Annotated in this window: 10 protein-coding genes, 1 tRNA gene and 1 other RNA gene; all 12 read left to right on the top strand. The window is 37.9% G+C overall.

Translation table 11 applies throughout. The features are described from left to right. The first annotated feature begins 15 nt into the window (after positions 1-15). Positions 16-92 (top strand) — tRNA-Ile (locus HGJ91_RS13330). Between the two features lie 155 nt (positions 93-247). After that, on the top strand, positions 248-1,063 hold the full coding sequence (locus HGJ91_RS13325) for a Nif3-like dinuclear metal center hexameric protein (RefSeq protein WP_291348306.1): 816 nt from the start codon (positions 248-250) through the stop codon (positions 1,061-1,063). A gap of 10 nt (positions 1,064-1,073) precedes the next feature. Further along, a complete protein-coding gene (locus HGJ91_RS13320; RefSeq protein WP_291348305.1) occupies positions 1,074-1,793 on the top strand; it encodes a C4-type zinc ribbon domain-containing protein in 720 nt (239 codons plus the stop codon). A 9-nt stretch (positions 1,794-1,802) separates the two neighbouring features. Further along, an RNA gene (gene rnpB, locus HGJ91_RS13315) (RNase P RNA component class A) lies at positions 1,803-2,179 on the top strand. Positions 2,180-2,211: 32 nt separating this feature from the next. After that, positions 2,212-3,522 carry an HPr family phosphocarrier protein gene (locus tag HGJ91_RS13310; RefSeq protein ID WP_291348304.1) on the top strand — a complete coding sequence of 437 codons (1,311 nt, stop codon included), beginning with the start codon at positions 2,212-2,214 and terminating at the stop codon, positions 3,520-3,522. Between the two features lies 1 nt (position 3,523). Beyond that, a complete protein-coding gene (gene ispD / locus HGJ91_RS13305; protein ID WP_291348303.1) occupies positions 3,524-4,234 on the top strand; it encodes a 2-C-methyl-D-erythritol 4-phosphate cytidylyltransferase in 711 nt (236 codons plus the stop codon). A gap of 242 nt (positions 4,235-4,476) precedes the next feature. After that, the gene (locus tag HGJ91_RS13300; RefSeq protein WP_291348302.1) at positions 4,477-6,540 is read left to right on the top strand and encodes a serine protein kinase PrkA; all 2,064 of its coding nucleotides are present in this window, start codon (positions 4,477-4,479) and stop codon (positions 6,538-6,540) included. 19 nt (positions 6,541-6,559) lie between these two features. Further along, the gene (locus tag HGJ91_RS13295) at positions 6,560-7,732 is read left to right on the top strand and encodes a DUF444 family protein (RefSeq protein WP_291348301.1); all 1,173 of its coding nucleotides are present in this window, start codon (positions 6,560-6,562) and stop codon (positions 7,730-7,732) included. 36 nt (positions 7,733-7,768) lie between these two features. Next, positions 7,769-9,409, top strand: coding sequence for a SpoVR family protein (locus HGJ91_RS13290; RefSeq protein WP_291348300.1), 1,641 nt, complete (start codon positions 7,769-7,771; stop codon positions 9,407-9,409). A 6-nt stretch (positions 9,410-9,415) separates the two neighbouring features. Then, positions 9,416-11,725 carry a serine protein kinase PrkA gene (locus HGJ91_RS13285; protein ID WP_291348299.1) on the top strand — a complete coding sequence of 770 codons (2,310 nt, stop codon included), beginning with the start codon at positions 9,416-9,418 and terminating at the stop codon, positions 11,723-11,725. A gap of 127 nt (positions 11,726-11,852) precedes the next feature. Continuing rightward, positions 11,853-15,335 (top strand): transcription-repair coupling factor, encoded by a 3,483-nt coding sequence (mfd, locus tag HGJ91_RS13280; RefSeq protein WP_291348298.1) that lies wholly within the window; start codon positions 11,853-11,855, stop codon positions 15,333-15,335. A 140-nt stretch (positions 15,336-15,475) separates the two neighbouring features. Further along, the coding region (locus tag HGJ91_RS13275; RefSeq protein WP_291348297.1) for a hypothetical protein at positions 15,476-15,775 on the top strand (300 nt) is incomplete at its 3' end.

Here is a 15,775-nt window from a genome sequence, read left to right as displayed (position 1 = left end):
ATTGTGTGAGTGAACGGGCCCATAGCTCAGTTTGGCAGAGCCACCGGCTCATAACCGGTCGGTCCCTGGTTCGATTCCAGGTGGGCCCACCATTTAAATAGATTAAAGGCATATTTTATGATTGGAACTGAAAACTCAAAAGGATACTCAATTCATATATGAATGTGCCTGAAGAATATCAATCGGATATACAAAATCAAAAGCGTGGTATTTTACCACGCTTTTTTTATTTTTAGATGGGTTTATCATGGTGAGAGCAAAGGATATAGTGGAACTGCTTAATACAATCGCACCTTTTGATATCGCTGAAGATTGGGACAACTCAGGATTTCAGGCTGGTAATCTGAACTGGGAAGTGAAAAAAGTGATGATTGGACTTGATGTTTCCATGGCATTAATGACTGCTGCAAAAGAAAGCAATTGTGACCTTGTGCTTACTCACCATCCTTTGATGATCCGGGGTGAAAAATCTATTGATTTTAATAAAATGCCGGGCAGTGCAATCGAAATTTCCGCAAGACATAAAATCAGTATTGTTTCAGTCCACACAAATTTAGATAAAGCCAATGACGGGTTAAATGATTATTTTGCAACAAAAATTGGTATCAAAAAAACAAAAGTTTTTTTGATAGAAAGTCCGTCATCTATGCCAATGGATGAAATGATCGGTATCGGCAGAATCGGGTACCTTAAATCGAAAACTTCGCTTAAACAAGTGGTTCACCAGGTAAAAGAAAAGCTTAATTTGACCCATCTGAGAGTAACGGGAGACATGGATTTACCCGTAACTACTATTGCTATCTGTACGGGCAGCGGCGGCTCCCTGGTTGATGTGTTTCTAAGATCTGATGCTGATGTTTATATCACCGGGGATATTAAATATCACGAAGCAAGGCGTGTTGAAGAATATTCAAAGGGGCTTATTGATGTAGGGCATTTTGGTTCTGAACATTTGGCGATAGATTTGCTTTCTGACAAATTAAGTCAGGCGATTCAAACAGCCGGGTTAAATATACAAATAAAAAAATTTAAAAAAGAAAAAGATCCATTTACTATAGTTTAAGGATAACATTATGAATGATATTTCCAAACAGAATATAAAAACCCTGGTCAAACTTCAGGAAGCTGAAACTCAGATTGTCAGGCTGAAATCTGTCCTGGAAAAAGTTAAAAAGGAAAAAGAGAAATTAAGTGGTCAGCTAAAGCAGTTTGGAAATGCCTTGGAAGAAAATAAAGAAAACCTTTTAAGTGACAGGACCGCTTGCAAAGATATTGAGAGAGAAATTCAAGTTGTTGATGATCGTATTATTAAAAGTAATGAAAAATTGAGGATGGTAAAGACCAATAAGGAATATCAGCTTTTTTTAAGAGAAGTGGACGATAATAAGAAACGCAAGGATGCTTTGGAAACCGAATTGTTGGAATATCTTGATGAAAAAGAAAAAACGGAAGCAATCGTCCAGGAAAGTGAAAAAGAGTACCATCTTCTTAAGGATCAAATAGAAGGCGAACAAAAAGACATTGAAAAAAAATCAACGGATGACAGAGAACTTCTTGATGAATATCTTACCCGGCAGAAAGAAATTGGTAAAAATCTGGATCCTTCGTTGATGACCCGGTTTGTGAAAATATCAAAGATGAATAAGGGGTCAGCCGTAGTGAATGTAAAAAATGAGGTATGCATGGGGTGTTTTATGAACATACCCCCTCAATTATATATTGAAGTACAACGCGGTAATTCATTGATTTCATGCCCTCAATGCAGTAGAATCCTTTATTATATAAATACGTAAAAAGTCGGTCTGACCAGGCAAAACGATCGCTGGGTTTTTAACCTGGAGGAAAGTCCGAACACCACAGGACAGGACGCTCCATAACGTGGAGTCACGGTGACGTGAAGGAAAGTGCAACAGAGAGTAGACCGCCCGGATTGGTATCCAATCCAGGTAAGGGTGAAACGGTGCGGTAAGAGCGCACCAGTTTTCCAGGTGACTGGAAAAGCTTGGCAAACCCCGTTCGGTGCAAGACCAAATAGGGAAACGCTTGAGGGTTGTCCGCCCAAGTTTTCGGGTAGGTCGCATGAGGTGTGCGGCAACGTACATCCCAGATGAATGATCGTTGACCTGTTTAAGGTAACAAGAGCAGGTAACAGAATTCGGCTTATCAACTGGTCAGGCCGCTTTTTTTATTTTTAATATTGGGTTATTAATTATGAATTTTATTTGTGATATTTCATTTAAGGAAAAAGCCAATATTTTTTCTTATGAATATCTGAAATGCATTCTGCTTATTGTTAGACTTGATGATGATGATTATATCTTCACAAAAAAATTATACTCAAAGCTTATTACCACCTCTCATATCCTTGAAGATTTTTTGGATTTTCATGGCGCTAAAAAAAATAAAGAATGGGTATTTTATCGTGAATTGTCTGCAACCATTCGGCATCTTGCATTGGCCTGCTATTCTCAAAGGCATATCCTCAATCGGTTTAAATTTTATCTTTTTGAAGAAAACCGTTACGAGACCTTTAAGCTTGAAGCATTTGATACACTGAAAATCTTACAGGAATCCATAAAGCTTGCGGCGCCTGTGATCATAGAGGAAGCCCTCCGTCTGAAGATCAATATACCGGATACGGGGTATGATCTGAGTTATTTTCCTGGAATTTCATCTACACAACAGCTGGACCACAATATCGATGATTTTAATGCCAAAAATCAGCAAAGAGAGAACTTGACACGGATTGCCAGTGAATTTTTAGAAGTTGTAAAAGATTTCGATCAACTGGCATTTTACGAGCGTTATGATTTAAAAAAAATAAATGAACTGGTACCTGAACAAATCAATGAGGTGAGCATTAGAAGATATGAAATGTTGATTCATAATATCCAATCTTCGTTTGATTCATATGTGGTAAATACAAGATCATCATCAGAAAATATTATGCTTGAGCAACTCCGCAGTCATTTTTCCATTGTATTTCACCTCCTTCAAGTGGCAGGCAGATTATTACATTTTTATGAACGCCATATGTATGACATTGGGTTTAAGGATGTATATAAAAATGTCAGTGTCTCTTTATCCGATTTAATCGATCCGGATGTTCTACTGGATCGGGCGGTTAATTACTGCTTGTTTTATGCCAGAAAATTTTTATCTTCAGGCAAAACCCTGGCTTCTGAAATATTGAATGAAAACATGGAAACGTCGATTATAGAAGTTGGAATTCCAATGGATCGTGGATTTCACAGTCGTCCAAGTCTTTTGGTCGCTAAAATTGTTCAACATTATGGCGGTGAGGTCAAGATGCTTGTAAATAATGATATTTTTGATGCTGCAAGTGTTCTGGATATTCAATGGGCCGGTGGGAAAATAAAAAAAGAAGAGGTAGAAACCGTTCAGTTTAAAGGTGACTTGCGGGCATTAAATGATTTAAAAACTCTTGCTGATGTGAATTATGGAGAAGACCATATGGGAAAAGGAATTCCCTTGCCCAAAGAATTGTCTTATTTGAGTTGAAATGGATGAATTAAGACATTTTGCTATCGTTGTTGCCGCAGGAAAAGGCCTGCGAATGGGGTCGAAGACTAAAAAACAATATCTTCATTTGGACGGAATCCCAATTCTCGCTCGAACCGTCATGGTGTTTGATACGTGTGAGCATGTTCATGAAATTATTCTTGTTGTTCCAAGAGGTGACGAAGTCTATTGCAAAAGCCGTATTGTTGAACCATATGGATTTAAAAAAAAGATTCATCTGGTTGAAGGAGGAAAAGAAAGACAACACTCTGTCTTAAATGCTCTGATACACATTCGTGATAAAATAAACGGTGAGAAAAAAGCTATTGTAATGATTCATGATGGTGTGCGGCCTTTTGTAAATCAAAATATGATTAAAGAATGTATCCAAAATGCCATTGAATATGGTGCCTGTATTCCCGCTGTTAAGATAACAGACACGGTAAAAGAGGTATCTGGCGGCCTGGTTATTCAAAAAACAGTAAACAGGGAAAATCTCTATAAAGCCCAGACCCCTCAAACTTTCAAACTGGACTTGCTGTTGCGGGCATTCGATCATGCAATAAAAACGTCTTTTTCAGGAACCGATGATGCCTCTCTGGTAGAACATTTGGGTCATAAGGTGGTTATCATAAAAGGGTTTAAACCGAATATTAAAATCACGACTCCCGAGGACCTTGCTCTGGGGGAACAGCTGTTGCCAATAATTTAGCTGAACGTTTTCAATTGTCTAAATAAATTCCGAAGAAAGCAAATCATTTGACTCATTTTTTTTATATTGTTATATTTAAGGCAAGTATAAATAGAAATCGCAATCCGCTCTATTTATAATGAACAACGGTAGGCTAGTATCTATCTTATGTGTATAACATCTGCCATTGGCAGAAAATGAACAGAAATTCAAACCAATTTTGAATGGCAGCATAAGCCTCCTTGCTGCCCAGGGAGGGTAAAATGGCCGGCAAAACCAATCCAAAGTCTTTAATATCTCATATCGATGCAGTTAAAAAAGGAAAACGATTGTTTGAAGATGCCTTTCAGGGAGTTTCCCGGATGATCCTTGATGCGGGTATTCAGAAGATTACAGTCAAAGGGAAAACAACATATCAGTTTGATATATTTAGTCAGGGAAAAAAACATCTGGTCGGCATGTATGATGAAATAAACAGTTTTGTTTCATTTGTAAAAGATGCTTCAGAAGGCGGATCTTCAAGGGAAATGGCATTTGTTCTAGTGGGTGAACCTGGCAATGGTAAAACTTTTTTAGTAGAATATCTTTGTGCACGATACAGGGAATTTCTCAGTATCTCTCAAAATAGAAAATATACATTCAAATATATTAATCTGGATCAGCTTGGAGGCTATGGTAAGATTGATTTTATTGAATCCCAGACCTATGAAGATCCCATGATCCTGGCGATGAGCCTTTGTGAAACCAAGGACAAGGCAAAAGAGTATCTTTCCAAAAAGTTTAAATTTACTGCCAGACAGATAGAAGCCCTTTATGATAAATATCGCCCTTTGGGCGCCTGTTCTGCTTATATCCTTAATCAAATCCGGGAACATACGGATAATGATATTACGAAGATGCTGTCTTTTATTGAAATTGTGCCGGTTCCATTAATTGAAAGTCTTGGTACGATTACAGGCAAATATCCTGCCAAAGATAAGATCACATCATCTGCTGTGGATCTCATGGGTGAAGAATCTATTCAACGGCTTCTTCATATTTCCGATTCAAACAACCCCTATCGATTCGATTTAAGGAGAGGGGCACTTGCCAGGGTGGCGGGCGGCGGCATTCATTTCAGTGATGAAATTTTTAAAAACAAAAAAGATCTGGTTCAGGTTTATCTTGGGGTGATTCAAAACCGGACGATCGAACTGGACGGGTTCAAGTGGCCAATTGACACGTTGATTGTTGCCACCAGTAATAATTCAGAATTTGATACCTTTATTTCCGAAAGAGAAGAAGCGCCGATTGTTGACCGGTGCAGAATTTGTTATGTCGCACATAATACAGACTATAAGATCCAGAAAACCTTAACAGAGTATGCTATTGGTACAGACACAAAAAGATCCCTTGATTCAAAAGTCCTGCATCAGGACCCCAATTTGAATCATGCCGCTTCCGTGGGTGTTGTTCTGACAAGATTGCCCAGATCCGACAAACTGACCCCTGTTGAAATCATGAAGCTTGCAGCAGGGGAGGTGGCCGGAGAAAAGAGCCTTAAAACCCTTGCCGAGCTGATTGATGCCTTAAATCGGGATACGGATATCACCAAGAGATTTGGCCAAAAAGGCCTTGGACAGAGAAATCTTGGACGGGCGGTACAGCTTTTGTTGGAGAGTTCTGAAACCAATGAAGGCCAGTGCATGTTTGCCCTGGATATTTTCAATGCCCTTGAAAGAACGGTTCTGGATTATGTCCAGGAACCTTCTGACCGAGCAAAATTTATGGAAGATTTGAAAATTGCAAGGGGGCTGTATCGCGAAAGAATTATGACCGAGATGTTCAATGCTTATATGGATGAACCTTTGGCGATTAAAAAGGATGTGATGAACTATGTAAACATGATTATTGGCGTTGATGCAGAGCATCTTGGTCCGGACATGATGTGGAAGTATAAAGATCCCCAGACAGGTGAACTCAAAGCCCTTAAAATAGATGAAAGATATATCAAAAATGTTGAAGAACGACTTGCCTTGAAAACTGAAGAGCAAAGAGCTTCTTTCAGGAACACCATTAGAAAGATTTATGGTCAGAAGCTTTCCGTGGATGCAAACTATGATTTCATGGACAATCTTGAACTGGTCAAGGCAATTACCGATGTCAGGTTGAAATCAGACATTGCCGGGGCAGGTTCTTTAATTGGTGCCCTTGCCAACAGGACAAATGAAGAAAATCAAAAGCTCTATGACAGAATGATTTATACCATGAATGAAAAACTTGGGTACTGCAGAACATGCGCCCAAAAAACCATTGAATATTTCTGTAGTCAAGAGGATGACAAATAACCAAGGGAGGTAAACTATAATGATAACCCTTGATGAACTCCTTGAAAGAGACAGAAGAAGAGAAGAAGACGGATTTAAGCGAAAAATTCGTATCGGAAGAATTGTCAAACCGGGTTCTGGTGGAAAAGATAAAATTATCATTGTCCCCACTACGGTTGAAGAAAAATTTATCCATGACGACATCCACCTGAACCAAGAGCCTGGCGAAGGAGACCCTACCGGTGGAACAGGTGAGGGTGAAGAAGGTGATATTATTGGGGAACAGCCGGTCCGTCCCGAAGAAGGTGAAAATGGAGAAGAAGGTGCGGGAGAAGGCCCTGGAGAAGGCGAGGGAGGAGAGCACGAACTTGAATCCAATGCCTATGAGCTTGGCAAGGTATTATCCCAGGATTTTCAACTGCCGAATTTAAAGGACAAAGGTAAAAAAAGAACCCTGGCAAGATATGTGTACGATTTGACGGATAAAAACAAAGGTGTCGGTCAGGTACTTGACAAAAAAGCAACGTTGAAGCAGATCGTTGAAACCAATATTACCCTTGGGAATATCCCTGATGTCAGTAATATTGATATGACAAAATTTATTATTTCCCCACAGGACCTGATTTACAGGATCTTATCCAGAGAAAAAGATTATGAATCTCAGGCGCTTGTGTTTTTTTTAAGAGATTATTCAGGATCAATGGGCGGGAAAGTGACCCAGACTGTGGTATCTCAGCATGTCATGCTGTATTCCTGGCTTTTATACCAATATGAAAAACAGGTGGAAACACGGTTTGTCCTTCATGATACGGAAGCCAAGGAGGTGTCTGATTTTTATAAATATTATTCTTATAAAGTGGCGGGTGGCACCAAGGTATTTACGGCTTTCAAAATGGTAAATGAAATTGTTGAAAGAGAAAATCTGGCACGGGATTATAATATATATGTTTTTCACGGGACAGACGGAGATGACTGGGATAAAGAAGGGAAACAGACCATTGCCGAGATTAAAAAAATGCTGAACTATGTGTCCAGAGTAGGTGTTTCTGTTGTAGAACATTCCTATGTCGGTTCAAAACAGACTGAAGTGGAAAAGTATTTGAAATCCTCCGGCATACTTAATAAATACGGCAATTTGATCAAACTGGATGTAATGGGTGAAGAAGCAGATGACTCGAGAATTATTCAAGGCATCAAAAGACTTATTTCATGAAAGAGGCGGCGATCTAAACCCGAAAGTGAGACAACTATGGAGCTTGTAAGTCAACACGTCAAAGGGATTATGGAAGAATGCAAACTCAGGGCTCGCGATCACGGCTTGACGTTTGATGATGAAACGCTTGAATATATTGTGACCAATCGGGATATGATTGAACTGAGTCCCAAAGTGATGATTCCGACTCTTTATGACTACTGGGTACATGATGTGAGGGTCTTGTCAGGAAAAGGCATGTACGAAGCCTATCCTTCAAATCCATATGAAACTGTCATAAATACCCGTCCGGCCATTTCATTTTACAATGATAATAATCCTGATTGGCTTAATGTAATGATTTTTTACCATGTCCTCGGGCACATTGATTTTTTTCAGAACAATTTTTTTTATAAAAATACATGGGATATAGATTTAACAGGGCAGGCATTGTCCGATAAACGGCTGATTGCTCAATTTAGGTCTGAAAAGGGCAGATGGGTTGATTATATTATTGAATTTTCCCGGGGGATTGATAATCTGGTAGGGTATCAAAAAGAACTTAATCAGTATATCATGAAGGATACCAGGCAGCGCTTGAGTAAGGCGGACTTTTATTTTGATATATTTTTACAAAGGATTAAAAATATATCCCATCATGAGTATTTAAAAGAAATTACAAGATATAATGGTATCCGCAAAACCAATGAAGACTTTTTTGTGCAGGTGATCGGGAGATACCCTGAATTTGAGGAGCTCTATAAAAAGGAGATTTCTATCAAAGCAAAGCCGGATCAGGATGTCATGGAGTATGTTCTCCGGTTCTCCCCATTTTTAAAAGAAGAAGAAAACGAGTGGATCAAATCTGTAATTCAAATCATTAGAAATACATCTTTATATTTTCAACCACAGATTAGAACAAAAATTATGAATGAGGGCTGGGCAAGCTATTGGCATGAATATCTTTTTATGAGGGATGACAGAATCTGCGGCCATGAAACAGACTTTGCCAAAGTTAATGCCGCTGTAACGTCTATGCCAAAAGTCGGATTGAATCCCTATGCACTTGGACTAAGACTGTTTCAACATATTAAAAATATGGAAGATAAGGGATGTTATTCGTTTGATTATATGTTTTTAAACGATGAGGCCGGGAGAAAAAAGTATGACCAAAGTAAAAATTCAGGGGCGCAGTTTGTATTAAAAGTTCGTGAAAATTTTAATGATTTTACTTTTATAAATACATTTATTGACCAGGAGTTTATTGCCGAACATGATCTTTTTGTTGCAGGAAAACGGTTCAATAACTCCAGGATGACCTGGGAATTTTATATTAAATCTAAAAAAGCACAAGATTACAAGGAAATGATCATTGATACGCTGTACCACCCCCCGGAAATATTTGTGGATAAGGCCAGCAGTAAAAAAGGAATTTTGTATCTGAATCACAAATTTGAAAACAAACCTCTAAAGATGGATTTTATTGAAAATACCATGGTAGGCATAGAATATTTATGGGGAGGCCCTGTGCATCTTGAGACCAGCGAACCCGTGGTGTCAGGAAAGACTGCAACGGATCATGCCAATTTTTGGGACCCTGGTTCTTCTAAAACCAAAGGGAAAAAACCAGAACCTGTTAAATGGAAAAGAATGATTTATGTGATGGAAAACCGCAAACTTTCTAAACGGGAGTTATAATTAAATATGGAAATCGAACCTTCAAAAGAAATTTCAGTTGATCAAACCCTTGATCTATTGGATAAAAATATAACCGATTACCAGAGTCTTAAGCCTGTCCCGTTTGAAGAGTTTTTAAATATTTTAAACACTAAGCCTTCCCGGATTTTAAGAAATATCTTTCAGGCTTTCCATGATATGATAAAATTTTATGTTGATGAATCCGAAGAAACCATAACAAGGGATATCGACAGGTTAACCTTTACAAATTATGATTGTTCCAGACTTTTTGTTGAGGATTCTGAAAATTCTTATTTCACGGATATGCTTTTTGCCAACCGGTTTATGAAACAGATGGAGTATTTGCGACATGGCGCTCAGCAGAATCGGATATATATTTTTTATGGGCCCCATGGCTGCGGAAAGAGCACGTTCTTAAATAATTTATTAAATAAATTTGAAAAATATGCCAACACTGAAGAAGGCCTGAGGTATGAGATCGTATGGCGCTTGGATATTAAGAAACTCCAGGACAAAGATAAGTCTCTGAACGTATCTGCATTTGAAAAACTATTCCACTATGTTGAACAAGGAGAGGATACTCGTTTTAAACGAAAATCAAATGAAAAATTATTTACCGGCACAGATGCCGAATATATTGAAGTGCCCTGCATCTCACATGACAATCCATTTCTTGTGATACCTAAAGATCAGCGAAGAATACTCTTAGATGAACTGATTAAAAATGACGAGTTCAAATGGCGCCTTTTTACAGAAAAAGAGTATGAGTGGGTGTTTAAAGAAGATGTCTGCACTATTTGCTCGTCTATCTATCATTCCTTGCTGGAACGGTTGGGCAACCCCAAAGAAGTGTTTAAGATGCTCTATGCCAGGCCTTACCATTTTAACCGCCGTCTTGGAAACGGTATCAGCGTCTTTAATCCGGGTGACAGGCCGCTAAAACAAAACGTTGTTTCAAATGAGATGCTGCAAAACAGGATCAATACCCTGTTCCAGGATTCCAATGTGGTCAATTATCTCTATTCAAGATTTGCAAAAATCAACAATGGGATTTATGCCCTTATGGATATCAAGGCCCATAACATCGATCGCATGGTTGAACTTCATAACATTATCAGTGAAGGGCTTCATAAAGTAGAAGATATCGAAGAAAGGGTAAATTCATTGTTTTTTGCATTGATGAACCCTGAAGATAAAAGAAGTATCCGTGATTTTCCTTCATTTGAAGACAGGATTCAATATATTGATATCCCTTATGTTCTTGATATAAAAACAGAAGTTAAAATTTATAATAATATTTTCGGTCGGCATATTGAAGGCAGTTTTCTTCCAATGGTTCTGGAAAATTTTGCAAGGATTATCATCTGCACAAGAATCGGTAAAAAATCCCAGGCCCTGGCTGAATGGATTAAAGATCCAGCAAAGTATAAGAACTTTTGTGATGAAAAGTTGATGCTTTTAAAGATGGAACTCTTTTCAGGTAATGTTCCAAAATGGCTGGAAGAGGATGACGTTAAATCCCTGGACAATAAGATGCTTAAAAAAATTATTTCTGAATCGGAAATTTACGGGAAAGAAGGACTGTCAGGTCGAGAGTCCATTAAAATATTTGATCAGTTTTACTCAAAATATGCCAAAGAAGACCAGCTGATCAATATGCCCGATTTATGCACTTTTTTTAACAAACTTGACGATCAGCCAAAAAGTATGATTCCCCAGGGATTCCTTGAATCTTTATTAAGAATGTATGATTATTGTATTCTTCAGCAGGTTAAAGAATCATTGTACTATTACAATAAGGAACAGATTGCCAAAGATATCAAAAATTATATTTCTGCTGTTACAAACGAGTTAAATTCAGTTATAAAGTGTATTTTTACAAAAGAGGAGATCCATGTGACCGAAGAATTTCTTGAAAGTATTGAAAACAGACTTTTGTCTGAGAATATGGACAAAAAACGAAGACATGAACTCCGAAATGATGTGTTAAAGGCGTATACAACCCGAGCTCTTTCCCAGGAAATCATGATAGAGGGGAAAAATATTACGGAAACCAAGCTGTTTAAATCCTTATATGACCGGTATGTGTATAACCTGAAAAAAAGAGTGCTCGAACCTTTTATCGAAAATGAAAATTTCAGGAATGCCATCAAGGATTTTGACACGGATAAATTTAAAGCCCATGACAAACGGATTAAAAAAGATGTGAAATTCCTTTTAGACAACCTTTCTCATAAATTCGGGTATACGTCCCAAGGGGCGAACGAGGCATGCATCTATGTGATTGATAATGATCTGGCAAACAAGTTCAAATAATTTCTTCTAAATTTAGTTCTTGATTCTTTTCAAAAGTTCCTTTAAATCAAGACCATAATTTTTTACGTGTGACCTAAAGGTTAAAGGAAAACTATATAGCCGTCTAATAGAGTATTTTCAGATAAACATGTCAAATCAATTAATCAAAAAAATTCAAACCGCAGACAATTGTGTGGTTATCACCCCCACAGACGGATCTCATAAAGCCTATTTAACAGCTCAATTATTTAAAGACGCCAAGGTTCCAATCGTTGTCATTTTAAAAGATACAAAAAGGGCCCTGTGCTTTATTGATGATTTTTCTTTTTTTTTGCCGGATAAAAAAGATCAACTTGTTTTTTTTCCGGGGTATCATATACTGCCATTCAAATCCCTGTCATATCATAGAGAGACATCTACAAACAGGCTTGCCGCTTTGTCCAAAATCATGAACTCAACGTCAGAGCCGTTAATCATTGTAACAGTTGTAGATACAATTTTGCAAAAGTTGATTCCTAAAAAAGAAATCAATGACTTTGCAGAATTGGTCATCGCCAATGAGGAGATTGATAGAGACGCTTTGATCAAAAAACTTGAATCCGGCGGTTATACCAGGACATCTCTTGTAGAAGATCCGGGAGAATATTCTGTCCGTGGCGGCATCCTGGATATTTTTTCTCCCGGTGAAACATATCCTGTTCGAATTGAATTTTTTGGGGATCTGGCAGAGTCTATCCGTTATTTTTCACCATTTACCCAGCGTGGGATTAAAGAAATTTATGAAACCGTTATTATTCCTGCAACCGAAGCCATCATAACCCGGGAAAATCTGCCTCATATTCTTGCACGGATCAGACAGGCTGGAACTATTGCCCGATTGGATGCATCAAAAACAAGACAGGTTGTTAATGAAACCCGTGAATTTGGAAGATTCGCGGGTATTGAAAGCATGTTGTCCATTGTTTATGAGGATCTTGATACATTCTTTGACTATATCCCTGAAAATACTCATTTTTTGTTGGACTCTCCTGAAGAACTGGAATTTAATGCAAATGATTTTGAAAATAAAGCACTGCTCAATTACAAAACAACAGCATCTGAAAGCAGGCTTTGTGTTGAACCGGATTCCATCTACTTAAAATGGACTAAAATAAAATTTCACATTAACACAAAAAAACATACGTCATTTAAACAATTGAACGTTACAAACAAACCATTCAATTCAGATCATCCGGCAGTTATATTTGATTATCAGGACAATACGGGTCTGTCTTCATTATTAAAAAGACAGGGAACCAAAGACAACCCTTTATTGCCTTTGGTTGAGTGGTTCAATGATCAACTTGACAACAGAATGAACATATTGTGTGTGATCAGTCAGGAATCTCAATCAAAAAGATTAATTTCATTGTTAAAGCCTTATGGGATTGAACCAGGATTTTGCCGGACATTCAGCACTGCCATAAATGAAAAATCAGGGATTTATTATATAATTGGAAATTTATCATCTGGTTTTGTTCTAAAAGAAGAGGGATTTTCTTTGGTAACCGATAATGAAATTTTCGGCAAAAAGAGAATTCGCAGACAGATAAAAGCAAGAAGAGATTTAAAGACTCAATTCATCACACCCGAAGAGTTGAAAAATGGTGATATTATCGTTCATCTTGAACATGGTGTGGGCCAATATGAGGGATTGTGCAGTTTAAAACTAAATGGAATTTTCCAGGATTTTATCCTTATTTTTTATCAGGATAACGATAAACTATATTTGCCGGTGGATCGCATTGAAATGATCGGCAAGTATATCGGAGTGGATGGCTATACACCGATTCTTGATAAAATCGGGTCCAAGGCATGGATAAAGTCAAAAGCCAAAGCAAAAGAAGAAGTTGAAAAGCTTGCAGCAGATTTATTAAATCTCTATGCAAAGCGAAAGGTTAACAAGGGATTTGCATTCAGCAGGCCGGATAATTATTATAATGATTTTGAAGCGGCGTTTGCTTATGAAGAAACCCGTGATCAGCTAAAGGTTATTGATGATGTACTTTTAGATATGGAATCCAGTATTCCAATGGACAGGCTGGTCTGTGGAGATGTCGGGTATGGTAAAACAGAAGTTGCTGTCCGGGCAGCCTTTAAAGCTGTAAATGACGGTAAACAGGTTGCAGTTGTGGTGCCAACCACTATATTGGCAGAGCAGCATCTTTTAACATTCAGTGATCGGTTTGAGAATTATCCTGTCAATATTGAATGCTTATCAAGGTTTCGCAATAAAAAAGAGCAGATAAAAATAGTTAAAAAAATTAGTTCAGGCCTTGTGGATATTGTCATTGGAACTCACAGGCTTCTGCAAAAAGATGTTGATTTTAAATCCATAGGACTTTTGGTGATTGATGAGGAACAGCGTTTTGGTGTGAAGCACAAGGAAACGTTAAAAAAGAAACGCATTGGTGTGGATGTCCTCGCGTTAACAGCGACTCCCATTCCTCGAACCCTTCACATGTCTTTAACCGGCATGAGGGATATCAGTGTCATCACAACCCCTCCTGCAGACAGGCAGCCGATAATTTCATATATTTCAAAATATGAAGATTCCATTGTAAAGGATGCCATTCAAAGAGAGCTTTCAAGAAAAGGTCAAATCTTTTTTGTCCATAATAATATCAAAACCATTTTTAAAACAGCACAGAATTTGGAAAAACTGGTTCCGGAAGCCAAGATCGGTGTGGCTCATGGCAGGCTTTCGGAAAATGACCTTGAAACGGTGATGTTCAAGTTTGTAAATTTTGAAATTGATGTTCTGGTATGTACAACCATTATTGAATCCGGTCTTGATATCCCTTCGGCAAATACAATAATAATTAACAAGGCTGAACGATTCGGACTGTCACAAATTTACCAGCTGAGGGGCAGAATCGGGCGCGGGGACCATCAGGCCTATGCGTATCTGTTTATTTCCGATGAAACCAGGCTGACAAAAGATGCCAAAAAAAGGTTGTCTGCACTGATGGAATACAAGGATCTGGGATCAGGATTTCAGATCGCCATGAAGGATCTTCAAATTAGAGGGGCAGGCACAGCCCTCGGTGCGTCCCAGTCCGGCCACATTGCGGCCGTTGGATATGACCTGTTTTTAAAATTGCTGGACCAAGCGGTGCATGACCTGAAAGGAGAAGATATCATTGAGCCATTGGAGCCGGAAATCAACGCCTCTATGTCTTCGGGATTTGCCGATCATTATATAGAATCTGTTGAACAGCGATTAACCCTATACAGGCGCCTATCAAAAATTACCAGGATTTCAGATATAACAGATATGAAAAAAGAGCTTACAGACCGATATGGCAAACTGCCCAAAGAGGCTGAAAATATGCTCTTAAAAATTATGCTGAGGGTTTATTGTATCCAGGCAGGAGTTCAGCGGCTTGATATCACGCCCAATACCTTGATCCTTTCTTTTTCTGAAAAACACAGAAAAAAACCGCTGGATTTTTTAAACACAACACTAAAGGGGTTGGTCCTTTTTGAATTCATTAAAAAAGACAGTATTCGAATTCATTTAGGAAGGAAAAGAAATAATATTTCCAAGGCCCTTTTGGAAACTCGAAATATCCTCAAAGCAATAACCTGAACCAGTTGCAACAAATAAAACCCATTTTTTTTAAGATTCCCTTTTATATTTTTAAAATATTTAATATAATAACTCAAAATTTTTGAGTCCAGTATAAAATTGGTTTTTTATAATCTCAATCTTCTATGAAAGGCGAAATTATGAAACCTATAGTTAAAAAAGAATCTTTTTTCATAAAAAAAATTATTCAAACGCTTAATAAAGAAATGGTTCCCCTTGAAATTATTGACATAAATGGAAACAAATATTCAACTGCCCTGCAGGATATTAAGCACAAAATTTTAATTAAAGACCGAAAGTTTTTTAAAGCCCTGATTTCTCCCGATGCATTTTCTCTTGGGGAAGCTTATGTAAAAGGATATTTTGATATATCCGGCAGTATAAAAGAACTTTATGAACTTGTCTGCGGTAAACTGCTGAACATTAATCAGCGAAAGAGG

The sequence above is a fragment of the Desulfobacula sp. genome (genome assembly GCF_014237455.1).
Lineage (GTDB): Bacteria > Desulfobacterota > Desulfobacteria > Desulfobacterales > Desulfobacteraceae > Desulfobacula.
The sequence above is the reverse complement of the archived record's forward strand: the minus strand, read 5'-3'. Positions and strand labels throughout refer to the sequence as shown.